The following is a 25,106-nucleotide window of genomic DNA, read 5'->3' as shown; positions in this document are numbered from 1 at the left end:
TGATGTACAGCACCACGCGTGCTGACCTGTGCTCCTGCGGTCCCCGAGGCCGATGTGGCCCCGGCTGTCAGTGCCCGCCGCTAGCCTCGGCGACATGCCCGCCCGTATCACCGATCCCGATCAGCTCAAGGAGCTCCTCGGCATCCCGTTCACCCCGGAGCAGACGGCCTGCATCATCGCGCCGCCCGCCCCGCAGGTGATCGTGGCCGGAGCCGGCTCGGGCAAGACGACGGTGATGGCGGCCCGCGTGGTGTGGCTGGTCGGCACCGGCCAGGTCGCCCCCGAACAGGTGCTCGGCCTCACCTTCACCAACAAGGCCGCCGGTGAACTCGCCGAACGCGTCCGCAAGGCGCTGATCAAGGCAGGCGTCACCGACCCCGACGTCATCGACCCGGACAACCCGCCCGGCGAGCCGGTGATCTCCACCTACCACGCCTTCGCCGGCCGCCTGCTGACCGACCACGGCCTGCGCATCGGGCTCGAACCGACCTCCCGCCTGCTCGCCGACGCCACCCGCTTCCAGCTCGCCGCGCGCGTGCTGCGCGAAGCCCCCGGCCCCTACCCGGCACTGACCCGCTCCTTCGCCGACCTGGTCAGCGACCTCCTCGCACTCGACGCCGAACTCGCCGAACACCTCGTACGGCCCGAGGACCTGCGCGCGTACGACGCCGAGCTGCTGCGCACCCTTCAGGGCGCCAAGCTCACCAACGCCGACCTGCGCAAGGTCCCCGACACGGCCGCCGCCCGCCGTGAACTCGCCGACCTGGTGGTCCGCTACCGCGCCGCCAAGCGCGAACGCGACCTGCTCGACTTCGGCGACCAGATCGCGCTGTCCGCGCAACTCGCCGGTATCCCCGAGGTGGGCCGCGTCCTGCGCGACGAGTTCCGCGTGGTGCTCCTCGACGAGTACCAGGACACGTCCGTGGCCCAGCGCATCCTCCTGGCAGGCCTGTTCGGCGGCGGCACCGGCCACCCGGTCACCGCCGTCGGCGACCCCTGCCAGGCCATCTACGGCTGGCGCGGCGCCTCCGTCGCCAACCTCGACGACTTCCCCGAACACTTCGCCCACGCCGACGGCCACCCCGCCACCCGCCAGGCGCTCAGCGAGAACCGCCGCAGCGGCGGCCGCCTCCTCGACCTCGCCAACGGCCTCGCGGAGCCCCTGCGCGCCATGCACGCGGGCGTGGAGGCCCTCCGCCCGGCCCCCGGCGCCGAACGCGACGGCCTGGTCCGCTGCGCCCTGCTTCCCACCCACGCCGAGGAGATCGACTGGCTCGCGGACTCCATCGCGCATCTGGTGAGCACGGGCAAGGCACCCGGCGAGATCGCCGTCCTGTGCCGTACGGCCACCGACTTCGCCGAGATCCAGGGCGCGCTCGTCGCGCGGGACGTCCCCGTCGAGGTCGTCGGTCTCTCCGGTCTGCTGCACCTGCCCGAGATCGCCGACCTGGTCGCCGTGTGCGAGGTGCTCCAGGATCCCGGTGCCAACGCCTCCCTGGTGCGCCTGCTGACCGGCCCGCGCTGGCGCATCGGCCCCCGCGACCTCGCCCTCCTGGGGCGGCGCGCCCGGCTTCTCGTGTCCCACGCGCGCGTGGACGGCGACGAGGATCGGGACCGCCGACTGGCCGAGGCCGTCGAGGGGGTCGACCCGTCCGAGGTGATATCGCTCGCGGACGCCCTCGACACGTTCCTGGAGACGCCGATGGACGGCGACGGGGACGACGACGGGCTGCCCTTCTCCCCGGACGCGCGCGTGCGCTTCGCCCGCCTGGCCACCGAACTGCGCGACCTGCGCCGCTCCCTGGCCGACCCCCTGATGGACGTACTGCACCGCGTCCTGGCCGTCACCGGTCTGGAGGTCGAACTGTCGGCGTCCCCGCACGCCCTGGCCGCGCGCCGCCGCGAGACCCTGTCGAACTTCCTGGACGTCGCCGCCTCGTTCGCCGCCGGCGACGGCGAGGCGAGCCTGCTGGCCTTCCTCGGCTTCCTCCGTACCGCCGCCCAGTACGAGAAGGGCCTCGACAACGCCCTGCCCGGCGGCGAGAACACCGTCAAGGTGCTCACCGCGCACAAGTCCAAGGGCCTGGAGTGGGACGTCGTGGCCGCCCCCGGCCTGGTCAACGGCACCTTCCCCAGTACCCAGGGCCGCGAGAAGTGGACGGCGCAGGCCAAGGTGCTGCCGCACGAACTGCGCGGCGACGCCGACACCCTCCCCGACATCGCGTCCTGGGACTCGAGGGGCCTGAAGGCCTTCCACGAGGCCATGAAGGAGCACCAGCACACCGAGGAACTCCGTCTCGGCTACGTCGCCTTCACCCGCCCCCGCTCCCTCCTCCTCGGCTCCGGCCACTGGTGGGGACCGACCCAGAAGAAGCCGCGCGGACCGTCCGACTTCCTGCGGGAGCTGTACGACCACTGCGCCGCCGGCCACGGCGAGATCGAGGCGTGGGCGGACGAGCCCGCCGAGGACGAGGAGAACCCGGTCCTGCACCAGGAGGCCGCCGACCAGGTGTGGCCCCTGCCCCTGGACGAGGCGTCCCTGATCCGGCGCCGCGCGGCCGCCGAGACGGTTCTGGCCCACCTGGAGCAGCTCTCCCACGAGGACGGCCACCCGGCGGCCACCCACGACCCGGAAACCTACGACGACCCGGACTGGCCCGCCCCGCCGGACGAGGACGCCCTCTACGAGGAGGAGGCCTTCCACGAGGCCTCCCACAATGCCTCCGACGGGGCCTTCGACAAGACCCCTGGCGAGGCCCCCTACGAAGAGGACCCCTTCTTCGAGGAGGACCCGACCGACTGGGACTCCTGGACCCCCGACCGCCCGACCGTCCCGCACCAGGCGGCTGCTCCGGAACAGCCCCGTGAGACGGACGCCCCTCGTCCCCACCCTGCGAAACCGGAACCGGGGCTCGCGCATCCCCGTGCCCCCGAGACCGGGCGCACCCGTCTCACTCCGGAGGAGGCCCGCGCCATCGCCTCCTGGGACCGTGACCTCGACGCCCTCACCGGCGAACTCCTGCGCGCCCGCGAAAGCGTCACCGACGTACCCCTGCCCGCGTCACTGACCGCGTCCCAGCTGCTGCGCCTGGCCGCCGACCCGGACGGATTCGCGCAGGAACTCGCGCGCCCCATGCCGCGCCCCCCACAACCCGCCGCACGCCGGGGCACCCGCTTCCACGCCTGGGTCGAGTCCCGCTTCGAAGAGCTCACGCTGCCCATGCTGGAGCCGGAGGAGCTGCCCGGCGGCGAGGCCGAGATCGCCGACGAACGCGACCTGGAGGCCCTCAAGGAAGCCTTCGAGCGCACCGAGTTCGCCCACCGCACGCCCTACCGCGTCGAGGCCCCCTTCCAGCTCGCGCTCGCCGGCCGTGTGGTCCGGGGCCGTATCGACGCCGTCTACAAGAAGGGTGACGGCCAGGAGACGACGTACGAGATCGTCGACTGGAAGACCAACCGCAACCACACCGCCGATCCGCTCCAGCTGGCGGTCTACCGGCTCGCCTGGGCCGAGCAGCGGGGTGTGCCCCTGGAGGCGGTCACGGCCGCCTTCGTATATGTGCGCGGTGGCGAGGTGGTACGGCCGGACGACCTGCCGGATCGCGCCGCACTGGAGCGTCTCCTCCTGGAGGAGCCGCAGGGTGAGGAACCGCACGACCAGGATGTCAGCGCGGGCCGATAGGCTCGTGACCATGAGCCAGACCCCGGACAGCGCTGTCCGTACGTACATCGAGCAGCACCGTGCCGCCTTCCTCGACGACCTCGCCGAGCGGCTGCGCATCCCGTCCGTGTCGGCCCAGCCCGACCACGCGCCCGATGTACGCCGCAGCGCCGACCGGCTCGCCGCCCGGCTCAAGAAGGCCGGCTTCCCCACAGCCGCGGCCCGGGAGACCCCGGGCGCCCCGGCCGTTCACCCCAGGCTGCTCGCCTCGGACAGCATGTGGTCCGAGGGCATCGTCGTCATGCGCCCTGATCGTCCCGCATCGTCCGGATCGGCATGGCGCGCGGGGCACACTGGAAAAGCTGTCCCATACCGTCAAGCACCGCCGCCGGACCCGGTCGCCTCCCGCCGTCTGTCCCACTGAACCGCCCGCTGAAACAAACTTTCCACCGGGGGAGTTGGAAGCACTCGTGACCACCTGGACCGACCACACCGCCAACCGCCCCGTCTCGCTCACCGCCCCGAGCGGCATCGACCGGGCCGCCCACCACCGGCTCGACGAGGCCTGGCTCGCGGCGGCGTGGAGCCACCCTTCCACCCGCTGCTTCGTGGTCTCCGGCGGCCAGGTCCTCGTCGACGAGACGGCGGACGGCCTCACCGAACTCGTCATGACGCCCTCCTTCGAGGCACCCCTCACGGAGGCGCACCGATACTTCCTTGGCACCGACGAGGACGGCGTCAGCTACTTCGCCCTCCAAAAGGACGCGTTGCCCGGCCGTATCGACCAGTCCGCGCGCCCGGCGGGCCTGCGCGAGGCGGGCCTGCTGCTGTCACCGCGGGACGCGGGCCTGATGGTGCACGCGGTCGCCTTGGAGAACTGGCAGCGCCTGCACCGCTTCTGCTCGCGCTGCGGCGAGCGCACGGTCATCGCCGCGGCCGGGCACATCCGCCGCTGCGCGGCCTGCGGTGCCGAGCACTACCCGCGCACCGACCCCGCCGTGATCATGGCCGTCACCGACGAGGACGACCGCATTCTGCTGGGCCGCCAGGTCCACTGGCCCGAAGGCCGTTTCTCCACGCTGGCCGGCTTCGTCGAGCCAGGGGAGGCCATCGAGCAGTCGGTGCGCCGCGAGGTCTTCGAGGAGGCCGGCATCACCGTCGGCCATGTCGAGTACATCGCCAGCCAGCCCTGGCCCTTCCCGTCCAGCCTCATGCTGGGCTTCATGGCCCACGCCACCTCGACCTGCATCAATGTCGACGGCGACGAGATCCACGAGGCGCGCTGGTTCTCCCGCGACGAACTGGGCGCCGCCTTCGACTCCGGCGAGGTCCTGCCGCCGTACGGCATCTCGATCGCGGCCCGCCTGATCGAACTCTGGTACGGCAAGCCGCTGCCGACAAGGAGCTCCGTCTGAGGCGGTCACAGGGCTACAAGGAGGGCGGCCCCTGAGGCATCTCAGGGGCCGCCCTCCTCGCGCTGCGAAGCGGTTACGCGCCGATCTTCTGCTTGACCTGGGCCAGCGAAGGATTCGTCAGGGTCGAGCCGTCCGGGAAGAGCACGGTCGGCACCGTCTGGTTTCCGCCATTCGCCTTCTCCACGAACGCGGCGGATTCCGAGTCCTGCTCGATGTTGATCTCGCTGTACGGGATGCCCTCGCGGTCCATCTGGCTCTTCAGCCGACGGCAGTAGCCGCACCACGTGGTGCTGTACATCGTCACAGTGCCCGGCATATCTCTCGCGCTCCTTCGGCGACTCGGGGATGTGTGGTCGCAGAGGAGGAACGTACGTGAAAGAGCAACCATTCCCGCGGGCGATGTCCCTCGAGACGTGACGCCTGCCGAATTAGTACGACTGGTGGTGCCTGCCTGTGGACAACCGGCTCACCCGTCTCTCGCGACCTGGCAGCATGGCCATGTGACAGCAGCAACGCACTCCACCCTTTTCCCGCAGACACCGGACTCGGCCGACGCGGTGCTCGAAGGGCTCGACCCCGAGCAGCGCGAGGTGGCCACCACCCTGCACGGTCCGGTGTGCGTGCTGGCCGGCGCCGGCACGGGCAAGACGCGAGCGATCACCCACCGCATCGCCTATGGGGTGCGGGCCGGAATCCTCCAGCCGTCCAGCGTGCTGGCCGTCACCTTCACCAACCGTGCCGCCGGGGAGATGCGCGGCCGGCTGCGCCAGCTCGGCGCGGCCGGCGTCCAGGCCCGCACTTTCCACTCCGCGGCCCTGCGCCAGCTCCAGTACTTCTGGCCGAAAGCGATCGGTGGCTCCATGCCCCGGCTCGTCGACCGCAAGGTCCAGCTCGTCGCCGACGCGGCCGCCGCCTGCCGCATCCGCCTCGACCGGGGCGAGCTGAGGGACGTCACCGGCGAGATCGAATGGTCCAAGGTCACCCAGACCGTCCCCGCCGACTACCCGCTCGCCGCCGCCAAGGCGGGCCGTGAGGCCCCCCGCGCCCCGGCCGAGATCGCCCAGCTCTACTCCGCCTACGAGGACCTCAAGCGCGACCGAGCCGTCATCGACTTCGAGGACGTCCTGCTGCTGACCGTCGCCGTCCTCCAGGACCGGCACGACGTCGCGGAGCAGGTCCGCTCCCAGTACCAGCACTTCGTGGTCGACGAGTACCAGGACGTCAGCCCTCTCCAGCAGCGCCTGCTGGACCTGTGGCTCGGCGACCGGGAGAACCTGTGCGTGGTCGGCGACGCCAGCCAGACGATCTACTCGTTCACGGGAGCAACTCCCGACCACCTGCTCGACTTCCGCACCCGCCACCCCGGCGCCACCGTGGTCAAACTGGTCCGCGACTACCGCTCCACTCCCCAGGTCGTCCACCTCGCCAACGGCCTGCTCGCCCAGGCCCGGGGCCGCGCCGCCGACCACCGACTGGAGCTGATCTCCCAGCGCGCCCCGGGGCCCGAACCCGTCCACACCGAATTCACCGACGAGCCCGCCGAGGCCGAGGGCGCCGCCCGCCGCATCCGTGAGCTCATGGACTCCGGCATCCGGGCCAGCGAGATCGCCATCCTGTTCCGCACGAACTCCCAGTCCGAGACCTACGAACAGGCCCTCGCTGACGCCGGAGTGCCCTATCAGCTGCGCGGCGCCGAGCGGTTCTTCGACCGCCCCGAGGTCCGCAAGGCGAGTATCGCGCTGCGTGCCGCGGCCCGCTTCGGCGGCAACGACTCCCTCCTCGACGACGCCGTGGACCTGCCCTCCCAGGTGCGTGCCGTGCTGTCGGGCGAGGGCTGGACCACCCAGCCGCCGGCCGGCTCCGGCGCCGTCAGGGAGCGCTGGGAGTCGCTGGCCGCCCTGGTGAACCTCGCACAGGACTTCGCCGCCGCCAGGCCCGGCGCCACCTTGAGCGACCTGGTGGCAGAGCTGGACGAGCGGGCCGGCGCCCAACACGCCCCGACCGTCGAGGGCGTCACCCTCGCCTCCCTGCACTCGGCCAAGGGCCTGGAGTGGGACGTCGTCTTCCTGGTCGGCGTCGCCGAGGGCATGATGCCGATCACCTACGCAAAGACCGACGAACAGATCGAGGAGGAGCGCCGCCTCCTCTATGTCGGGGTCACCCGAGCCCGGGAGTACCTGTATGTCTCCTGGTCGCTCTCCCGCTCGCCCGGCGGCCGTGCCAACCGCCGCCCCAGCCGCTTCCTCGACGGTCTGCGCCCCGGCTCGACCGGCACCGCCGGCCGGAGCGCGGCGGGCGGCCCCGGAGGCGTCGAACGAGGCTTCACCGGCAGAGCGGCCACCGCCCCGCGCCGGACGCAGCGGACCCCGGCCCGCTGCCGGGTGTGCGGGCGCACGCTCACCGAGGCCGGTGAGATGAAGCTGATGCGCTGCGAGGACTGCCCGTCCGACATGGACGAGGGCCTCTACGAGCGGCTTCGCGAGTGGCGCGCGGTCCAGGCGCAGCGCAGCGGGCAGCCCGCCTTCTGTGTGTTCACCGACAAGACGCTGATGGCGATCGCCGAGGCCGTCCCCGACGACGAGGGCGAGCTGGCCCGGATCCCGGGGGTCGGCGTACGCAAACTCAACCGCTACGGAGCCGATGTCCTGGGGATCTGCGCAGGCCAGGAGCCCGGGGGAGAAGAAGCCGCGGATTGATGCGAACTCGACGAAAAAATAGTTTGCGCATGCCCCAGCAATCCCCATAGGTTCTTAGCCACGGGGACGGAGGCCTTCTCGAAGGCCCCGATTCCGTGCTGTACTTGCATATCCGTCGGACTGGCTCACCCCCAGTCCTCCGAGACGCCGAGAGGAGGCGATTCCAGTGATCACCATCAACAGCAGCTCCATCAGCGCCGTCAAAGTGACCGATCGCTCGGTCGTCTCCGCGTGCATGCTCGGCGTTTCCGGCCTGGGCACCGGTATGTCCGGCATTCCTGCCGTGCGTCCGGCGTCCTCCGTGTCTCTGGCGGGTCTTCCCGTCCGGGAGCGCAATGAGCGACCGACCAAGGCACTGGAAGCAGCAGTAGCGGCACAGGCGCAGGCCTATGCCTTTGCGGCGGCCAGTGCCGGATCCCGGAAGCAGACGACGCAGCACCACCAGATGTGGGCCTTCCGTGGGCCAGAACCCTGGAGTGATCCAGCCTGATCGACAATCAGGCCGGCGCCTTCAGGGCCGCGGAACCCCATCCGGGATCCGCGGCCCATTTGTTTGTCCCCGAACGGGGACGACGGAGCGAAGGGGCCTCGGGAGTACCAAGCCGACACCCGGCCCAACAGGGCCGGACCGAACAGACGAGGAAGACGAACCGTGCAACTCGAAGCGCACGCCCCGTCCGTACCGCCTTCCGAAACGATCCCCCCGCCCGGCCTCACGGAGGACTCCACCTTGACTCCGCTCACCGCGCTCACCGCGCTCGACGACGCCATCGAGAGCCTCGGCGTACCCGTCCCCTGCCGCTCCTACGACCCGGAGGTCTTCTTCGCCGAGTCGCCGGCGGACGTCGAGTACGCCAAGTCCCTCTGCCGCACCTGCCCGTTGGTCGAGGCTTGCCTCGCCGGTGCCAAGGAGCGGCGTGAGCCCTGGGGCGTCTGGGGTGGCGAGCTGTTCGTCCAGGGTGTCGTCGTCGCCCGGAAGCGGCCGCGTGGTCGCCCGCGCAAGAACCCGGTCACGGCATGAACACCGCAGGAACGATCGACCGCCCCGTCACGCACGACCCCAAGAAGCAGGCCCCGATGAAGCCGTCCACCAACGAGCTCGCAGGCGCCACGCCTGAAGACTTCACCACCAGCGGTGCGATCGACTCGTGCCAGAACAGGACCCGAGAGATGCAACTCATCCCAGAAGCCCTCGCTCGTGCGCATATGCACGAGCGACTGCAGGAGGCCGAGCGGGAACGCAGGGCCGTGCGCCTGGTGACCGCCCGCCGGATGCAGCGCAGGGCCGAGCGCGCCTCGCTGCGCGCCCGGCGCGCGCTCGCCATGGCCGTCATGCAGTAGCCCCGACCCACACCTGAAGCGGTGGCCTCCCCGGCGGGGAGGCGGAGCTTTCCCCGCGGGGGCCGGTCCGTCCGAACGGACCGGCCCCCGCTGTGCGTTGTCCCCGCCGACCCGCCGACCCGCCGACCCGCCGACCCGCCGACCCGCCGACCCGCCGACCCGCCGACCCGCCGACCCGCGGCGATGCCGTAAGAACGGCGTCCGGCACTCTTGCTGCGACACCTGCTCCGGGGAGAACCTCAGAGCGATCGAGGGGCGGTCGGACTCGGCCTGGTGATGAGGCTTCCGGGGGACCTCACGCCTCGGCCGCCGGTTCCTCCGCCAAGTCCTCCTCCGATACGAATCCCGGCAGCCATTCCTCCAACTCCTCACGCAAGCGCACCGTCGACCCCAACTGGCACAGCACGCCGATGGTGCTCAGCGTCACCCGGTGGATGAGGAGATAGGCCGGGGGCAGGTTGAGCTGCTTGCCCAGCTGGTAGGCGGGCGAGCGCGGGTCGCCGATCCGGGCCGCCTGGCTGCGCATCCAGCCGCGGGTGAAAGTGAACTCCTCGGCCTGAGCCGGTTCGATGATCGGCAGCAGGTAGTCGAGCACCGCCTCGGGATCCAGCTCTATGGACTCCTTGATGAAGCCCTCGGCACGCAGGAGCTCGTAGACGGCCTCCGCCTCGCCGTCGAGCGTCATGCGCAGGGAGGTGCCGATGGGGGTCGGCAGGCCGCCCGGGAGGCGGTCGACCGTGCCGAAGTCCAGGACGCCGAGCCGCCAGTCGTCCTCGCCGTCCGGGCCGCCGGGCAGGAGACGGAAGTTGCCCGGGTGCGGATCGGCGTGCAGGAGGCCGGTGCGGGCGGGGCCGGAGAAGAGGAAGCGGGCCAGGAGCTGACCGGCGCGGTCGCGCTGCTCCTGCGTGCCGTCGGCGATCACCTCCGACATGGGGATGCCGTCCATCCATTCCGTGATCAGCACCTGGTCGCACTGGTGGACCACTCCGGGCACCACCACATCCGGATCGTCCTCGAACTCCTCGGCATGGGCCTGCTGGGCCTGCGCCTCCAAGGCGTAGTCCAGCTCCTCGGACACCCGGTCCCTGAGTTCTGTGATCAACGGCTTGATGTCCACACCGGGGACGAGGGGACCCAACAGGCGGGCGAAACGGCTCAACTGGTTCAAGTCGGACAGCAGGGCCTCGCCGGCGCCCGGGTACTGCACCTTCACCGCCACCTCACGGCCGTCATGCCACACCCCGTGGTGCACCTGGCCGATCGAGGCCGCCGCGGAGGGCTTGTCCTCGAACTCCAGGAACAGCCTGGGCCAGTCCTTGCCGAGCCGCTCCGCCAGCACCGTGTGCACGGTGCGGGTCGGCATCGGCGGCGCCGCCTCCTGGAGCTTGGTGAGCGCCGCCCGGTAGGGGCCGGCGACCTCCTCGGGGAGCGCCGACTCGAAGACCGACAGGGCCTGGCCGAACTTCATCGCGCCGCCCTTGAGCTCGCCGAGCACCTTGAACAGTTGCTCCGCCGTGCGCTGTTGCAGCTCGCGGCCGACCATCTCCGCGGACTCGCCGACGATCCGCTTGCCCAGACCCCAGGTCGCCCGTCCGGCGAAACCGAGCGGAAGCGCGGCGAGCTTGGCGGTACGGGTGACCGCCTTGCGGGGAAGATCAGACATGCGCCCTCCAGGTCCCAGCCAGCCGCGCCGCGTCTGTCGTACGGCGAAACTCCTTCGACGGTCGTTGCTCCGCCATTGTCTCGTGTGACTCCTCGCCGTTGGGTGTGTGTTCCCCCTTACCTTTCTCCGCTGCCCCGCACGGGCATGCGGGATGGCCCCAGACCGGCCGCGCGTGCCAGTGCAGCCCGGGCAGGGAGACCTCCCATCGCGCGCCTGCGCTCGACGGAACCCGGCCGTCCAGGAAGGCGAGCGCGTGCGCGGCGGCCAGCCCTGCCACCGTACTGGCAAGCGCCAAGTCGCAGGGACGTCCCTGGCGTGGCTTGCCGGAGCGCCACTGGGCGACCAGGCGGGGCCAGGCCTGGTCGCGCTCCGTGCGCGCCTCGTGCAGACAGCCGGCGCAACCCGTTTCGCCCGGCAGGACGAGCGGGCCCACCACTCCCGTTCCCTCCACCACCCCCACGTACAGATGGGGAGTGCCCGAGGCGATCAGGGGATCGGCGGCGGACGGGACGGGCGCGTGCACGTCGACATCGTCCCGCGGGGCGAGGATCACCAGGGACAGGCCGGTGTCGTCTCCCTCGGTCGGTGTGCGGCGGTCTCGGCGCGGCGGTCGGTCCGGGGCGGCTCGGCGAGCGGCCCGCCGGGCGGCCTCGTCCCTGCGGTCGCCGACGGACTCGGCGGGCAGTCCGCCCGGCGCGACGTCCCCCGGTTCGACGCGGCCGACATCGCGCACCTCGATCTCGCCGACTCCCGCGCCCGACAGCAGCGAGGCCAGGACGGTGCCTACCCGGCCCGCGCCTCTGACCTGGACGCGCAGGGAGCGGCGGGCGGCCAGGAGCCCGATCGCCTCACCCGGCTCGGACGTGGTGAGGGACAGCGAGGCCAGGTCGGGGCGCAGCCGGTCGAGTACCGCCTTCTTTCCGCGCAGGGCCTCGGCGGCCGGTCCGCCGCCCCGGGCGTCATCGACGAGCCCGGCCCGTGCCAGCCGCTCCACCAGCGCGTCGACATGACCGTCGGGCAGGTCCATGCGGCGCGCCTCCTCCCGCAGGAGCGCGAGCCCGCGCGTGCCGTTGAGCAGGTCGAGGAAACTGCCCGTCGCCGTGTCCATCGGACCCAGAGTCATCGCGTGGGCCGGCGTCATCCCGAACTGCACGGTGTTGAGATCGCGCCAGCCGCGCCGGAGCGCGGGCTTCACGACCGGAACCATCGAGTTCGCATCCATCACATGCGTATCCATCGACTGCATGACGGGCCCCCGTAGCCTCGTAGAACGTCCCCGTGCGCCGGCAGAGATCGGTCGGAGGTCTGGTCGGACATCGATCGCAGCTCCGCCGGCGAGAGCCAGCATGCCCGGGCCCGCCGTCGGGCGCCGAAAGTTGTCCACAGGCGGTGGGTATTCGTCGTACAAGTCAGTCAAGTCAGTCCTACGGATCAAACGCATGTGGGGGATCGGAACCCAACCGTCCCGGAGTCGGGACTTCCCCCGTGTGCAGCGGGTAACGTCGTGGCGTGCCCGCCGACCCACTGCACCGCGCCGGAACGCCACAGCGCAGCACGACGAGCCAGCCGCCGAGCGGCTCGGGGGCGAGCGCGATCGAGGTGCGCAGGAGCTCCCGTCGACGCCGGACGGTCTCCGCGTACCGCGAGGGCGATCGCACCGTTGTGCTCATCCCTGCCCGGATGTCCGAGGCCGAGGAGCAGCGCTGGGTGAGCGTCATGCTCGACAAACTGGCCGCCCAGGAGAGCAAGCGGGTCCTCGGCGACGCCGAACTGGCCGAGCGTGCCGAGCGCCTCTCGGCCCAGTACTTCGACGGCCGGGCCCGGCCGGACTCGGTGCGCTGGGTCACCAACCAGAACACCCGCTGGGGCTCGTGCACTCCCGCCGAGGGCAGCATCCGTCTGTCGCACCGACTACAGGGCATGCCCGAGTACGTCGTCGACTACGTCCTCCTCCACGAACTGGCGCATCTGCTCGTCCCCGGGCACGGGCCTCGCTTCTGGCGGCTGCTGGAGGCGTATCCGCGCACCGAGCGGGCCCGGGGCTATCTCGAAGGCGTGGTCGCCGCCGAGCGGTTGCCCCACCTGCCGGGCGCCCGCGGCGAGTGACACCCGCCTCGAACGGGATTTTGTACCGGATCTGTACCGACTTCCGTCGGTGTCCGAGTTTGCCGTTAGCCTGTCGCGACGCAGTCACATTCGGGATGGGGGACGGTCGTTACGCATGGCCAGGGAATTCCAACGCGGCCACAAGGCCAAGATCAGTGACCTCACCGCGGGCACGGATCTGTATGTAGGTGTACAGATCTCCGGCCCCGGGCTGACCTTCGACATCAGCTGTTTCGGTCTGGACGCCGACGAACGGCTCTCGGACGACCGGTACTTCATCTTCTTCAACCAGCCGAAGTCCCCCGAGGAAGCCGTACAGCTTCTGGGCGCGCAGGCAGGCGACACGGAGTCCTTCCGGGTCACGCTCGACCAGATCCCGCCGCAGATCCAGAAGCTGTCGTTCACGGCGACGATCGACGGCGCCGGTCAGATGTCGCAGATCGCTCCCGGATATGTCCGAATCGTCGCCGGCGGCGAGGAAGTGGCCCGGTACTCCTTCGACGGCGGCGAGTTCTCCACCGAACGTGCCGTGATGCTGGGCGACTTCTACCTGAAGGACGTGTGGCGCTTCGCCGCCGTCGGACAGGGCTTCGACGGCGGCCTGGACGCGCTGCTGAAGAACTTCGGCGGCGAGGTCGCCGAGGAGGAGCCCGCCCCGGCACCGGCCCCAGCCGTCCCGGCGCAGACCCAGGCGCCGACCTTCGCACCGCCGCCGCAGCCGACCGCCGCGCCACCGGCCCCCGCTCCGGCGCCCAACTTCGGAACTCCCGCACCGGCGGCCCCGTCCCTCCACACGGCTCCGACCCTGGCCGGTACCACCCCGCCCGCCGGAATCGGCACCCCGCCCGGCGTCCCGCCGCAGGCGCCTCCCGCGCCGACGAGCCCGCACATGTTCACGCCCCCCGGAGCGGGCCCGCAGACGTTCACGCCCCCGGGCGCCCCCGCGGCCTTCCCCGGCCAGGCGCAGCCCTTCGGCGGTTCCACCGTGATCGCTGCCGTGCCTCCTGAGGCGAACGTCCGTGTCGTCCTCACGAAGTACGCGGAAGCCCCTGTCGGGGACCGTTGGACGGAGCAGAACCCGCAGCTCGTGCGGGCCACGCTCACCAAGGGTGCCAACATCCTCGCCAAGCAGGGCAGCATGGTCGCCTACCAGGGCGACATCGACTTCGCCCACAAGGGCTCCGGCCTGCTCGGCAAGCTCACCGGTGCGCTCACCGGCCAGGGCATGTCCCTGATGCGCTGCTCCGGGGACGGCGAGGTTTTCCTCGCCGACGAGGCCAGCCGGGTGTTCGTCATCCGCCTCCAGGGGGAGCAGCTCTACACCAGCGCGCAAGGTGTACTCGCCTTCGACGAAGCCCTGGACACCGAGGTGCGCCGCATCGAGGGCGCGGGCCTGCCGGGCGGTGGCCTGTTCAGCATGCTCTTCTCGGGGACGGGGGCGGTCGCCGTGAAGACACGCGGCGTGCCGGTCGTCATCCCCGTGGGCCCGGCCACCTACGTCGACGGCAACGCCGTCATCGCCTGGTCCGCCGGTGCGCAGGCCGTCACCACGACCGCGCTCAGGCTGCGCCGCTCCGGGTACTCCCGGCAGAGCTCGGAGGCCGTGAACCTCCAGTTCCGCGGCGCCCCCGGCAACTTCGTCGTCGTACAGCCCTTCGAGGTGTGAGGCCCATGGACACCCAGACTCTCAGCGCGCACCGCGCCGCTTCGACCGGCGTCCGCATGAGCGTGCACAGCTCCAAGACGCTCAAGGTCACCATGGCCGGCGGACACGATCTGCTGGCCAAGGCCGGCTCGATGATCGCGTACGAGGGCTATGTGCAGTTCGACGGGGCGCCGGCCAGCCTGCGCCGTTCGGCGGAGGAGATGGTCAGCGGCGAGGGCGGCAGGCTGATGCTCTGCCGCGGTGACGGTGACCTCTACCTCGCCGACTACGGCGGCGACGTCGTCGTCCTCCACCTGAACGGCGAGGCCCTCTCCGTGAACGGTGCCACGCTGTTGGCCTGCGACGCCTCGCTGGAGCTGACCATCGAGCCGGTCAAGGGACTCGCCAAGCTGTCCGGTTCGGGCCTGACCAACCTCGTCGTACGGGGCACGGGCTGGGTCGCGCTGGTCAGCCGGGGCGTTCCGATGGCCCTGGACTGCGCCGAACGTGAGACGTATGTCGACCCGGACGCGCTGATCGCCTGGACGACCGGCCTGGAGATGAAGGCTCGCCGCACGGTCAAGGCGAGCGCCCTCATCGGCCGGGGCAGCGGTGAGGCCTTCCAGATCGGCTTCAAGGGGCAGGGCTTCGTGGTCGTCCAGCCGAGCGAGGACACCGGCGACCGATTCAAGATCCGGGGCTGAGGGGAGCACCAGGCACATCATGCACAGCACACTCTTCGCACACATCCCGGTGGAGTCCACCGGGCGGTACACCCTCCAGAACCCCCAGCTGCTCAAGACCGACGTCACCCGGGGCAGCAGCCCCGTGCTGGCCCGGCAGGGCGCCATGGTGGCCTTCGAGGGGCAGGTGGAGTTCGACAGCCAGTACCGCAACCGGAGCTGGCGCAACGTCGAGCGGATGACCGGCGAGCGCCTGGAACTCATGCGCTGCAAAGGCAACGGTGTCGTCTACCTCGCGAATCTCGCCCAGCACCTGCACATCATGGAGGTCGGCCGCGGCCTGACCGTCGACAGCTCCTACGTCCTCGCCTTCGACGGCTCCCTGGGCGTCGGCATCGTCGCGGTCGACAGTGCCGTGGAGATCGCCTCGGCGGGTGCCTACAACCTGGAACTGTCCGGTTCCGGGCAGGTCGTGCTCATGACCTCGGGCGAGCCTTTGGTGATGGAGGTGACCCCGGAGAAGAACGTCTGCTGCGACGCGGACGCCGTGGTCGCCTGGTCCACGTCCCTGCGGACGCAGCTCCAGGCCCCCACCTCCACGTCCGCCGTGTGGCGCCGCAAGGGCTCCAGCGGCGAGGGCTGGGAAATGCAGTTCACCGGCACGGGGCACGTCCTGGTACAGCCCAGTGAGCTGCTGCCGCCGCAGCACCTGCGCTCGTCGGGGATGCTCGGCCAGTTCGGCATGCGCGGGAACTCCCTCGGGGGAAGCAACGCCTGAGCGGTCCGGGATCACCCGCAAGGCAACGTAACAAGGCAAACGTAAGGGGCGACCACCTGGACGGTCGCCCCTTACACACGTTCAGAGCCTGGCGCGCGTCGCCTCCAGCAGTCGTACGACCGACTCGTCCGCCACGGCCGCCACCTCGTCGTATCCGAACCAGCGCACGTCGAGTGACTCGTCGCTGACCGCGTGCGTCGCGTCGGGCGGGGCCACGACCGCGTACTGGACGTCGAAGTGGCAGTGGCACGGCGGCGGGATCGGATGCCGGTCGAGGGACACCGGGCCGCCCGGGAGCAGCGTCAGCCCCTCGATGCCGGACTCCTCCGTCGCCTCCCGCAGCGCGGCAGCCGCCAGGGAGATGTCCTCCGGCTCGCAGTGGCCGCCCATCTGGAGCCACATCCGCAGCTTCTTGTGCAGGGTCAGCAGCACACGGCCGTGCTCGGGGTCGATCACCAGGGCGCTGGCCGTGAGGTGCCCGGCGTGGCACGACTTCCACATGCCGTCCGGGTGTGTCGCGAGGTGGTCCAGGTAGGCCTGGCGCAGCTCTTTGCGGTCCTCGTAGTTCTTCAGTACGAGGACCGCGTCGTCGTACAGGCTCACTCGGTGTCGTCGTCCTTGGTCTGGTCCTTGGGGCCGTCGTCCTTCTTCTTGAGGTCGGGCTTGTCCGCCGCGTCGCCGAGCATCTTGTCCAGCTCGGAGAAGTCCAGCTGCTCGCGGTGCACGAAGCCGTCCGGGTCGTCCAGGTCGGTGGCCGTCGGCAGCATGTCCGGGTGGGACCACAGGGCGTCCCGGCCGTCGACACCGCGCGCGTCCGTGAGGGACGCCCACAGGCGGGAGGCGTCCCGCAGGCGGCGCGGGCGCAGCTCCAGGCCGATCAGCGTGGCGAACGTCTGCTCGGCCGGGCCGCCCGAGGCGCGGCGCCGGCGCAGGGTCTCGCGCAGCGCGTCCGCCGACGACAGGCGCGGCTTCGCGGCTGCGTGGACCACCGCGTCCACCCAGCCCTCGACGAGTGCCAGAGCCGTCTCCAGACGGGCCAGGGCGGCCTTCTGCTCGGGCGTGTCCTCCGGCTGGAACATGCCCTGCTGAAGGGCGTCCTGCAACTGCTCGGGGTTCTGCGGGTCGAACTGGCCGACCACGTCCTCCAGCTTGGCGGTGTCGACCTTGATCCCGCGCGCGTAGCCGTCGACCGCGCCGAACAGGTGCGAGCGCAGCCACGGCACGTGCGCGAACAGGCGCTGGTGGGCGGCCTCGCGCAGGGCGAGATACAGCCGCACCTCCTCCCTCGACACGCCGAGGTCCTTGCCGAACGACTCGATGTTGACCGGCAGGAGCGCGGCGCGGCCGGCCGGGCCGAGCGGCAGGCCGATGTCGGTGGAACCGACGACCTCGCCGGCGAGCACGCCGACGGCCTGCCCGATCTGTGTGCCGAACATGGCGCCGCCCATGGAACGCATCATGCCGATCAGCGGGCCGGCCATGGCCTGCATCTCCTCCGGCAGGACGTCACCCATGGCCGCGCCGACGCGCTCGGCGACCGGGTCCACGAGCTCCTTCCACGCGGGCAGGGTCGCCTCGACCCACTCCGCGCGGCTCCACGCCACCGCGGAGCCGGCGCCGGACGGCAGGGACGTCGCGTCGTCGAGCCACAGGTCGGCAAGACGGACGGCTTCTTCGACGGCGCTGCGCTCGGCGGGGCCGACGCTCGCGTCCTTGGTGCCGTCCGCCGTGCCCTGGGAGACGGTCTGGCGGGCGATCTGTTTGGCCATGTCCCAGTTCACCGGGCCGCCCTCGTACGAGAGCATCTGGCCCAGTTGCTGGAACGCGGCGCCCAGGTCGGTGGGGTTCAGGGAACCGAACATGGCAGCGAGCGGGTTGTCCGCACCGGGACCGCCAAGGCCTCCGGGCAGCCCGCCGAAGCCGAACGGGTTGTCCGGGCCCTGACCACCACCGCTCTGCTGGTCCTTCTTCTTGCCCTCGTCGCCGTCGTCCGGCTCCTCCGGCGGAAGGCCGAATCCGAATGGGGTGTCACTCACGGGATTCCTCGGCTGGTAAGGCCGCCGGTTGTCTCCGACGGCACGACTGCCCGATAACACCACCCAGCGTAGACACCAATGGGCGGTTCGGGCCTCGGTGCTTCGCCGACTCTCGGCCTGCGGCAGGATGGATGCCACCTGGTACGTACGCGTCACTCGCGTTCGTACTGAAGACAACCGCTGGAGACGCCCGGTGAGTTCCCCAGATCCGCAGGTTCGCGCAGCGCGAAACCACTCAACCACTCCCGCCATGCGCGGGCCCGTCGTCGCGGTCACCGGCGCCGCGTCCGGCATCGGCGCGCAGCTCACCGAGCGGCTCGCCGCCTCGGACGAGATCAAGCAGGTCATCGCCCTCGACGAGCGGCGGGGCGAGTGCGCGGCGGCGCAGTGGCACATCCTCGATGTGCGGGATCCGGCCATCGCGGAGAAGCTGCGGGGCGCGGATGTGGTGGTCCATCTGGCGCTCGATCTCGACCTGGAAACCGATGCCGCCGCCCGGACGGCCTACAACGTACGGGGGACACAGACCGTACTGACCGCGGCCGCCGCGGCCGGCGTCCACCGGGTTGTGCTGTGTACGTCGGCCATGGTCTACGGGGCCCTGCCGGACAACGAGCTGCCGCTGGCCGAGGACGCCGAGCTGCGGGCGACCGCGGAGGCCACCGGGGTCGGCGACCTGCTGGAGATCGAGCGGCTCGCGCGGCGCGCTCCGCGGGCGCATCCGGGGCTCAATGTCACCGTCGTGCGGCCGTCCGTGCTCGTGGGCGGGGGTACGGACACCGCGCTGACCAGGTATTTCGAGTCGCCTCGGCTGTTGGTTGTGGCCGGGTCCCGGCCCGCTTGGCAGTTCTGCCACGTCGACGATCTGTGCAGTGCTCTCGAGTACGCCGTCCTGGAGAAGGTCGACGGGGAGCTTGTCGTCGGGTGCGACGGATGGCTGGAGCAGGAGGAGGTCGAGGAGCTGAGCGGGGTTCGGCGGATGGAGCTGCCGTCGGCCGTCGCGCTGGGGGCGGCGGCCCGGCTGCACCGCATCGGGCTCACGCCGTCTCCGGCCGGGGACCTGGCGTACACGATGTACCCCTGGGTGGTGAGCGGGAGCCGGCTCCATGACGCGGGGTGGCGGCCGCAGTGGACCAATGAGGAGGTGCTCGCCGAGCTGCTGGAGGAGGTTTCCGGGAGGCATACGGTCGCTGGACGGCGGCTCGGCCGCAAGGACGCGACCGCGGCGGGGGCCGCGGGGGCGACGGTGGCGTTGTTGGGCGCGGCGGCTGTGGTGCGGCGGGCTCGGAAGGCCAGGCGGCGGATCTGAGGGAGCGCGGGTCTGAGGGAGCGCGGATCTGAGCGGGCGCGGATCTGAGGGAGCGCGGACCAGAGCGGGCTCGGATCTGAGGGAGTGCGCATCTGAGGGGCCCTCCAGACGCGCACGCGCGCGTGCCGGGTGACAACGCTGTTCCGGGTGGTCCCGGCGTGCGGCACGATGGAGGCATGGCACCCACCAACGACCACCCGGGCGAGCAGGCCGCCGACGATCCCATCAAGCTGCTCGCCATCCGCGAGACGCCCCTCTCCCTGGACGAGGTCTTCCGGGCCGTCGGGGACGCCGCCGCCGGGGGAACCGCCCTGTTCGTGGGGACCGTGCGGAATCACGACGGGGGTGCCGATGTCGACGAGCTCGGGTATTCGTCTCATCCAAGTGCCGAGGCCGAGATGCGGCGGATCGCCGAGAAGGTCGTCGCGGAGTATCCCGTACGGGCGCTGGCGGCCGTGCATCGGATCGGGGACCTCGGGGTCGGGGATCTCGCCGTCGTCGTCGCCGTTTCCTGCCCCCACCGGGGCGAGGCGTTCGAGGCCTGCCGGAAGCTGATCGACGACCTCAAGCACGAAGTGCCCATCTGGAAGCACCAGAAGTTCTCCGACGGGACCGAGGAGTGGGTCGGCGCCTGCTGACCCTGCTGATCCTCCGGCGCCTGCCGAACCCTTCCTTCACCCCTCCGGTTGCGTAACCGCACCCCTGGCACGAGCGTTGTCAGCGGGGCTGGTCAATCTGCTGATCAGTCAGTTGTGGTCGGTCGCTCATCGGTTTGGGAGGACGGCATGGCGGCGCTCGCCTGGTTGTTGATTCCGCTGGTGGCCGCGGTCGGCGCCGGTCTCTGGAGCAGCTGGGCCAACCGGACCCGCAAGGTACGCAGCGACGGCCCAGAGCTGGACGGGTACGCCCGGTTCCGCGCGGCCATGGACAAGTCCCACTCGGGCTCCTGATCCCGTCCCGCAGCTGACGCTGCCGCCCTGACGGCGTGCTGACAGGGGCGTCCCGTAATGTCGTGGCATGCCACGCCGCACCGCGACGATGCTCGCCTCCACCCTGATGCTGATCGCGCTCCTGTGCGCGGGAGTCTTCATCGATGTGCCGTATTCGGAGATGTCACCGGGGCCGACCGTGAACACGCTGGGTGACCACGACGGCGAGCCGGTGCTGCAGATCGACGGCCGGAAGACGTATGCGGCGAGCGGGCATCTGAACATGACCACGGTGCGGGTCACCAGCGCCGACTACAAGATGAACCTCGTCGAGGCCGTCTATGGGTGGCTTGCGCATGACAACAAGGTCGTGCCGCACGACACGCTCTACCCCGACGGCAAGACTGAGGAGCAGTCCACCCAGGAGAACGCCGAGGAGTTCAGCCAGTCCCAGGAGAGCGCCAAGGTCGCCGCCCTGAAGGAGCTGGACGTCCCGGTGCGGTCCTGGGTGATCGTCTCGACCGTCGTCAAGGATTCCCCGGCCGAGGGCAAACTGCACGCCGGTGACGTGATCAAGGCCGTCGACGGTACGACGGTGAAGGAGCCGGCCGACGTCGCCGAGCTGGTGACCAAGCACAAGCCCGGCCAGAACGTCGTCTTCACGATCGTGCCCGCCAAGGAGCAGGCCGCCGCGGAGAAGGAGAACAAGACGGCGACCAAGACCGAGGACATCACCATCACGACGACGACCTCGGACGACGGCGGGGACAAGCGCGCCATCGTCGGGATCTCCGCGGGGACGGACCACACGTTCCCGTTCACCATCGACATCAAGCTCGCCGATGTCGGCGGACCCAGCGCGGGTCTGATGTTCGCGCTCGGCATCTACGACAAGCTCACCCCGGGCAGCCTGACCGGCGGCAACTTCGTCGCCGGCACCGGCACGATCGACGACGACGGCAAGGTCGGCCCGATCGGCGGCATCGAGATGAAGACGGTCGGCGCACGCAGCAAGGGCGCCCAGTACTTCCTCACGCCCGCCGACAACTGCGCCGCCGCCGCGCGCGAGACGCCCAAGGGGCTCACCCTCGTCAAGGTGAAGACCATCGACGACGCCCTCGGCGCCCTCAAGGACATCCGCGCCGGCGACACCGCCGACCTGCCGAAGTGCACCACCAAGTGATCCGGCGGGCTACTCCTCGAACGTCGCCGACAGCGCCTCGGCCAGCCCCGGCACCAGGTCGCCGCCGGTGAGGACCTCCGTCGGGGCGTCCTTCTCGCGCAGTCGCAGGGCCGATTCGCGCGCGCCGTCCCGCAGGACCGCCACGGTCATCCGGACCTCTTGGCGCTTCGGGTGCTCGGCCACCCACTGGGCGAGCTTCTGCTCGCTCAGCCCCTCCGGGACGGACGCCTCGGCGGACGGCGGCAGCATCAGGCGCTCCACGGTGAGCGCGCAGCCGACCACGGCGTCGGGCCAGGCGATGGTGCCGAGGAACTCGTCGAGCGGCTTGCCCGCGGGAATCTCGTCCTGCTCGATCGGGGTGAGGCCGGTGGTCGCCGGCTCGTCCTCCAGGCCGAGCCGGTCCGCGAGCGAGGGCTGTTCGGCGCGCAGCCGGACGGTGTCTACGAGGGCGAAGAGGCGGGCGGGCTGGTCCCAGCCGAGACCGGATGCGTACTCGTCGATCTCGAGAACGGCCCGGGTCAGCGGGCTCGCCGCCATGGGAGTGTTGGACATGGTCACAATCCTCTCTCGTTCAGGGCCGAAATCGGGAACCGAGTAAAGCGTGAGTAAGTTGCATAGGTGGGGGCCTACGATCACGAGGCCCGCGGACGGCCCGTGACGACGCGGGTCTGACAGACCAACAGCGAACTTCGAGGTGCGCACCTTGGCTTTCCAGATGCCGGACCGCGGCGGAGGCCCGACGGGGCCACGGATCAGAGTGGGCCGCCCGTCCCGGCGTGTCCGGACCCTGCTCATGACGTTGGGCGTCCTTGCCGTCCTCGGCATGGCGTTCACCATGTTCGCCGGGTTCTGGACGGACTGGCTCTGGTACCGGTCGGTGAACTACTCGTCCGTGTTCACGACCACTCTGTGGACCAAGATCGGACTGTTCTTCGTCTTCGGCCTGCTGATGGCCGTGGCGGTCGGCTTCAACATCTGGCTGGCTCACCGGCTGCGCCCGCCGCTGAGCGCCATGTCGATGGAGCAGCAGAGCCTCGACCGCTACCGGATGGGCATCGCGCCGTACAAGAAGTGGCTGTTGCTCGGGATCACCTCCCTGGTGGGTCTGATCGCCGGCGCCTCGGCGTCCGGCCAGTGGCGGACCTGGCTGATGTGGGTCAACGGCGTGTCCTTCAACCAGAAGGACCCGCAGTTCCATCTCGACGTCTCCTTCTACGCCTTCGACCTGCCCTGGTACCGGTTCCTGCTCGGCTTCGGCTTCGCCGCCGCGATCCTCTCCGTGATCGCCGCCGCGCTCACCCACTACCTGTACGGCGGGCTCAGGGTCACCTCCCCGGGCGCGCGTGCCACGTCGGCGGCCACCGGACACCTGTCGGTGCTGCTGGGCATCTTCGTCGCCCTGAAGGCGGTCGCCTACTGGCTCGACCGGTACGGACTGGCGGTGAAGTCCAGCGACTTCAAGGCCACCGACGCCTGGACGGGCCTGCGGTACGTCGACGCCAACGCCTATCTGCCGGCCAAGACGATCCTGTTCTGCATCGCCGTCATCTGCGCGCTGCTGTTCTTCGCCACCCTGTGGCGGCGCACCTGGCAGCTGCCGGTCATCGGCTTCGGCCTGATGGTGCTCTCGGCGATCCTCATCGGCGGCCTGTACCCGGCGATCGTCCAGAAGTTCCAGGTCCAGCCGAACGAGCAGGCCAAGGAAGCGCCGTACGTCGCCAAGAACCTCAAGGCGACGCGTGACGCGTACGGCATCAACGACGCCAAGGTCTCCGAGTACGCGGGCAAGGCCGCCACCACGGACAAGACCAAGCTGCGCGAGGACGTCGACAACACGGCGAGCATTCGCGTCATGGACCCGAACATCGTCTCGCCGACATTCCAGCAGCTCCAGCAGATGCGGAACTACTACGCGTTCCCGACCAACCTGGACGTCGACCGCTACAGCAAGGACGGCAAGGACCAGGACACGGTCATCGGTCTGCGTGAGCTGAACCTCAACGGCATTCCGAAGAACAACTGGATCAACGACCACTTCCGCTACACCCACGGGTACGGCGTGGTCGCCGCCAAGGGCACCACGGCCGACGCCGAGGGCCGCCCGGTCTTCACCGAGTCCGACCTGCCGTCCAAGGGCGACCTCGGGTCGTATCAGCAGCGGATCTACTACGGCGAGAAGACCACCACGTACTCGATCGTCGGCGGTCCCCAGAAGGAGATCGACTACTCCGACGACTCCGGCGAGAAGACCTACAGCTACGGCGACAAGAGCGGGGTCAACCTCTCCAACCCGGTCAACCGGGCCGCGTACGCGGTGGCGTTCAACGAGCCGCAGATCCTGTACTCCGGGGCGATCGGTGACGGCTCGCGGATTCTGTACAACCGCACGCCCAAGCAGCGCGTCGAGGCGGTGGCGCCCTGGCTGACCATCGACGGCGACGCCTATCCGGCGGTGGTGGACGGCAAGATCCAGTGGATCGTCGACGCCTACACCACGACCAACGGCTATCCGTACGCCTCCCGTACGACCCTCGGTGACACGACGGCCGACTCGCTGACCGCCACCAACAACTCGCGCGCGGTGGTGGCCCAGCAGAACCAGGTCAACTACATCCGCAATTCGGTGAAGGCGACCGTCGACGCGTACACCGGCAAGGTCGAGCTCTACCAGTGGGACACCCAGGATCCGGTCCTGAAGACCTGGATGAAGGCCTTCCCGGGCACGGTGGAACCCAAGGGCGACATCTCCAAGTCGCTGATGTCCCATCTGCGGTACCCGCAGGACCTGTTCAAGGTCCAGCGCGAACTGCTCACCCGCTACCACGTCGAGGACGCCAACACCTTCCTCAGCGGCAGCGAGGTGTGGCAGGTGCCGGACGACCCGACCAACAAGACGGGTGACGCGGTACCGCCGTACTACCTGAGCATGAAGATGCCCGACCAGTCGTCGCAGGCCTTCTCGCTGACGACGACGTTCACGCCCAACGGCCGGGACAACCTCAGTGCGTTCATGACGGTCGACGCCGAGGCGGGCACGAGCGACTACGGCAAGATCAGAATCCTGAAACTGCCGACCAGTACGACCGTCAACGGGCCTAAACAGGTCCAGAGCCAGTTCAACTCGGAACAGGACATCGCCGAGTCGATCAGACTTTTGCAGGGCGGCGACTCGGAAGTCGAGTACGGCAACCTGCTGACGGTGCCGCTCGACGGAGGACTGCTCTACGTGGAGCCGGTCTACGTACGCGGTGGTGGACTCAAGTACCCGCTGCTGAGAAAGGTGTTGGTGACCTACGGAGGCAACACCGCCTTCGAGGACACCCTCGACCAGGCCCTCAACAAGGTCTTCGGAGCCGAGGGTTCGACCACCGAGCCACCGGACGAGGGCGAGGACACGACCACCCCACCGCCGACATCCAGTAATCCAACGGTCCAAGCGGCGTTGAACGACGCCCAGAAGGCCTTCGACGCCGGCCAGGAAGCCCTGAAGAAGGGTGACTGGCAGGCGTACGGCACGGCGCAGGAGGACCTGGAGGACGCGCTGCGACGGGCCGAGGAGGCGCAGGCCGCAGCCGACAAGACCGGCAGCCGCCCCAGTCCGAGCGGTAGTCCCAGCGGCAGTCCGAGTCCGAGCCGCAGTCCGGACAGCGGCTGATCGAAA

Annotated in this window: 21 protein-coding genes and 1 pseudogene; 16 read left to right on the top strand and 6 right to left on the bottom strand. The window is 70.2% G+C overall.

Translation table 11 applies throughout. From position 1 onward, the window contains the following. Window positions 1–94 precede the first annotated feature (94 nt). The 3 genes and pseudogenes from AB0I77_RS09235 to nudC all read left to right on the top strand — a co-directional run bounded on the left by AB0I77_RS09235 (window position 95) and on the right by nudC (window position 5,076). Entirely contained in the window at window positions 95–3,682 is a 3,588-nt protein-coding gene (locus AB0I77_RS09235) for a UvrD-helicase domain-containing protein (protein WP_363281764.1), read from the top strand. A 10-nt stretch (window positions 3,683–3,692) separates the two neighbouring features. Then, window positions 3,693–3,911: pseudogene (locus AB0I77_RS09230) on the top strand (peptidase M20); the annotation flags it as partial. 220 nt (window positions 3,912–4,131) lie between these two features. Beyond that, window positions 4,132–5,076, top strand: a complete 945-nt coding sequence (nudC, locus tag AB0I77_RS09225) for an NAD(+) diphosphatase (protein WP_363281763.1) — start codon at window positions 4,132–4,134, stop codon at window positions 5,074–5,076. A gap of 73 nt (window positions 5,077–5,149) precedes the next feature. Here the strand turns inward: nudC and AB0I77_RS09220 are convergent, their stop codons facing one another. Further along, complete coding sequence (locus AB0I77_RS09220; RefSeq protein WP_363281762.1) at window positions 5,150–5,392, bottom strand: mycoredoxin; 243 nt, start codon at window positions 5,390–5,392, stop codon at window positions 5,150–5,152. A gap of 184 nt (window positions 5,393–5,576) precedes the next feature. On the opposite strand from AB0I77_RS09220, the gene AB0I77_RS09215 reads away from it, so the two are divergent. The 4 genes from AB0I77_RS09215 (at window position 5,577) to AB0I77_RS09200 (ending at window position 9,113) form a co-directional block, all read left to right on the top strand. Then, window positions 5,577–7,772: an ATP-dependent DNA helicase UvrD2 gene (locus AB0I77_RS09215; protein WP_363281761.1), complete on the top strand. Its 2,196-nt coding sequence runs from the start codon at window positions 5,577–5,579 to the stop codon at window positions 7,770–7,772. 166 nt (window positions 7,773–7,938) lie between these two features. Next, window positions 7,939–8,262 carry a hypothetical protein gene (locus AB0I77_RS09210; RefSeq protein ID WP_363281760.1) on the top strand — a complete coding sequence of 108 codons (324 nt, stop codon included), beginning with the start codon at window positions 7,939–7,941 and terminating at the stop codon, window positions 8,260–8,262. Window positions 8,263–8,424: 162 nt separating this feature from the next. Further along, window positions 8,425–8,793, top strand: coding sequence for a WhiB family transcriptional regulator (locus AB0I77_RS09205; RefSeq protein WP_363281759.1), 369 nt, complete (start codon window positions 8,425–8,427; stop codon window positions 8,791–8,793). After that, window positions 8,790–9,113: a hypothetical protein gene (locus tag AB0I77_RS09200; protein ID WP_363281758.1), complete on the top strand. Its 324-nt coding sequence runs from the start codon at window positions 8,790–8,792 to the stop codon at window positions 9,111–9,113. The genes AB0I77_RS09205 and AB0I77_RS09200 overlap by 4 nt, the downstream gene beginning before the upstream one ends. A 295-nt stretch (window positions 9,114–9,408) precedes the next feature. On the opposite strand, the gene AB0I77_RS09195 is transcribed toward AB0I77_RS09200, so the two are convergent. Together AB0I77_RS09195 and AB0I77_RS09190 are read right to left on the bottom strand one after the other, a co-directional pair. Next, a complete protein-coding gene (locus tag AB0I77_RS09195) occupies window positions 9,409–10,776 on the bottom strand; it encodes an AarF/ABC1/UbiB kinase family protein (protein WP_363281757.1) in 1,368 nt (455 codons plus the stop codon). Continuing rightward, complete coding sequence (locus AB0I77_RS09190; RefSeq protein WP_363282066.1) at window positions 10,769–11,983, bottom strand: TOMM precursor leader peptide-binding protein; 1,215 nt, start codon at window positions 11,981–11,983, stop codon at window positions 10,769–10,771. Before AB0I77_RS09190 ends, AB0I77_RS09195 begins: the two co-directional genes overlap by 8 nt. Before the next feature lie 302 nt (window positions 11,984–12,285). On the opposite strand from AB0I77_RS09190, the gene AB0I77_RS09185 reads away from it, so the two are divergent. From AB0I77_RS09185 to AB0I77_RS09170, 4 genes are all read left to right on the top strand, one after another. Further along, on the top strand, window positions 12,286–12,882 hold the full coding sequence (locus AB0I77_RS09185; protein WP_363281756.1) for a M48 family metallopeptidase: 597 nt from the start codon (window positions 12,286–12,288) through the stop codon (window positions 12,880–12,882). 115 nt (window positions 12,883–12,997) lie between these two features. Beyond that, the gene (locus AB0I77_RS09180; RefSeq protein WP_363281755.1) at window positions 12,998–14,548 is read left to right on the top strand and encodes a TerD family protein; all 1,551 of its coding nucleotides are present in this window, start codon (window positions 12,998–13,000) and stop codon (window positions 14,546–14,548) included. 5 nt (window positions 14,549–14,553) lie between these two features. Continuing rightward, entirely contained in the window at window positions 14,554–15,231 is a 678-nt protein-coding gene (locus AB0I77_RS09175) for an AIM24 family protein (protein WP_363281754.1), read from the top strand. A gap of 19 nt (window positions 15,232–15,250) precedes the next feature. Further along, window positions 15,251–15,988: an AIM24 family protein gene (locus tag AB0I77_RS09170; RefSeq protein WP_363281753.1), complete on the top strand. Its 738-nt coding sequence runs from the start codon at window positions 15,251–15,253 to the stop codon at window positions 15,986–15,988. A gap of 81 nt (window positions 15,989–16,069) precedes the next feature. Here the strand turns inward: AB0I77_RS09170 and AB0I77_RS09165 are convergent, their stop codons facing one another. Both AB0I77_RS09165 and AB0I77_RS09160 read right to left on the bottom strand, forming a co-directional pair. Then, window positions 16,070–16,591, bottom strand: coding sequence for an NUDIX hydrolase (locus AB0I77_RS09165; protein WP_363281752.1), 522 nt, complete (start codon window positions 16,589–16,591; stop codon window positions 16,070–16,072). Next, window positions 16,588–18,024, bottom strand: a complete 1,437-nt coding sequence (locus tag AB0I77_RS09160) for a zinc-dependent metalloprotease (protein WP_363281751.1) — start codon at window positions 18,022–18,024, stop codon at window positions 16,588–16,590. Before AB0I77_RS09160 ends, AB0I77_RS09165 begins: the two co-directional genes overlap by 4 nt. Window positions 18,025–18,217: 193 nt before the next feature. On the opposite strand from AB0I77_RS09160, the gene AB0I77_RS09155 reads away from it, so the two are divergent. The 4 genes from AB0I77_RS09155 to AB0I77_RS09140 all read left to right on the top strand — a co-directional run bounded on the left by AB0I77_RS09155 (window position 18,218) and on the right by AB0I77_RS09140 (window position 21,445). Further along, window positions 18,218–19,333, top strand: coding sequence for an SDR family oxidoreductase (locus AB0I77_RS09155; RefSeq protein WP_363281750.1), 1,116 nt, complete (start codon window positions 18,218–18,220; stop codon window positions 19,331–19,333). Window positions 19,334–19,509: 176 nt separating this feature from the next. Further along, window positions 19,510–19,971, top strand: coding sequence for a molybdenum cofactor biosynthesis protein MoaE (locus AB0I77_RS09150; RefSeq protein ID WP_363281749.1), 462 nt, complete (start codon window positions 19,510–19,512; stop codon window positions 19,969–19,971). Between the two features lie 147 nt (window positions 19,972–20,118). Continuing rightward, complete coding sequence (locus AB0I77_RS09145) at window positions 20,119–20,283, top strand: hypothetical protein (RefSeq protein ID WP_363281748.1); 165 nt, start codon at window positions 20,119–20,121, stop codon at window positions 20,281–20,283. A gap of 67 nt (window positions 20,284–20,350) precedes the next feature. Further along, the gene (locus AB0I77_RS09140) at window positions 20,351–21,445 is read left to right on the top strand and encodes a PDZ domain-containing protein (protein WP_363281747.1); all 1,095 of its coding nucleotides are present in this window, start codon (window positions 20,351–20,353) and stop codon (window positions 21,443–21,445) included. Window positions 21,446–21,454: 9 nt separating this feature from the next. Here the strand turns inward: AB0I77_RS09140 and AB0I77_RS09135 are convergent, their stop codons facing one another. Continuing rightward, window positions 21,455–21,997, bottom strand: a complete 543-nt coding sequence (locus AB0I77_RS09135; protein WP_363281746.1) for a PPA1309 family protein — start codon at window positions 21,995–21,997, stop codon at window positions 21,455–21,457. Between the two features lie 163 nt (window positions 21,998–22,160). Here AB0I77_RS09135 and AB0I77_RS09130 point away from each other — a divergent pair, with 163 nt between their 5' ends. After that, window positions 22,161–25,100 (top strand): UPF0182 family protein, encoded by a 2,940-nt coding sequence (locus tag AB0I77_RS09130; RefSeq protein WP_363282065.1) that lies wholly within the window; start codon window positions 22,161–22,163, stop codon window positions 25,098–25,100. The last annotated feature ends 6 nt before the right edge of the window (window positions 25,101–25,106 follow it).

The organism is Streptomyces sp. NPDC050619, assembly GCF_040654815.1.
Taxonomy (GTDB): domain Bacteria; phylum Actinomycetota; class Actinomycetes; order Streptomycetales; family Streptomycetaceae; genus Streptomyces.
This window is presented reverse-complemented; position numbering and strand designations above follow the sequence as displayed.

Excerpts from the sequence above, each read along its gene's own strand:
- AB0I77_RS09235 (WP_363281764.1), top strand. The coding sequence starts at position 95 with ATGCCCGCCCGTATCACCGATCCCGATCAGCTCAAGGAGCTCCTCGGC.
- AB0I77_RS09220 (WP_363281762.1), bottom strand. The coding sequence starts at position 5,392 with ATGCCGGGCACTGTGACGATGTACAGCACCACGTGGTGCGGCTACTGC.
- AB0I77_RS09200 (WP_363281758.1), top strand. The coding sequence starts at position 8,790 with ATGAACACCGCAGGAACGATCGACCGCCCCGTCACGCACGACCCCAAG.
- AB0I77_RS09195 (WP_363281757.1), bottom strand. The coding sequence starts at position 10,776 with ATGTCTGATCTTCCCCGCAAGGCGGTCACCCGTACCGCCAAGCTCGCC.
- AB0I77_RS09190 (WP_363282066.1), bottom strand. The coding sequence starts at position 11,983 with ATGGTTCCGGTCGTGAAGCCCGCGCTCCGGCGCGGCTGGCGCGATCTC.
- AB0I77_RS09180 (WP_363281755.1), top strand. The coding sequence starts at position 12,998 with ATGGCCAGGGAATTCCAACGCGGCCACAAGGCCAAGATCAGTGACCTC.
- AB0I77_RS09175 (WP_363281754.1), top strand. The coding sequence starts at position 14,554 with ATGGACACCCAGACTCTCAGCGCGCACCGCGCCGCTTCGACCGGCGTC.
- AB0I77_RS09170 (WP_363281753.1), top strand. The coding sequence starts at position 15,251 with ATGCACAGCACACTCTTCGCACACATCCCGGTGGAGTCCACCGGGCGG.
- AB0I77_RS09150 (WP_363281749.1), top strand. The coding sequence starts at position 19,510 with ATGGCACCCACCAACGACCACCCGGGCGAGCAGGCCGCCGACGATCCC.
- AB0I77_RS09145 (WP_363281748.1), top strand. The coding sequence starts at position 20,119 with ATGGCGGCGCTCGCCTGGTTGTTGATTCCGCTGGTGGCCGCGGTCGGC.
- AB0I77_RS09140 (WP_363281747.1), top strand. The coding sequence starts at position 20,351 with ATGCCACGCCGCACCGCGACGATGCTCGCCTCCACCCTGATGCTGATC.
- AB0I77_RS09135 (WP_363281746.1), bottom strand. The coding sequence starts at position 21,997 with ATGTCCAACACTCCCATGGCGGCGAGCCCGCTGACCCGGGCCGTTCTC.
- AB0I77_RS09130 (WP_363282065.1), top strand. The coding sequence starts at position 22,161 with ATGCCGGACCGCGGCGGAGGCCCGACGGGGCCACGGATCAGAGTGGGC.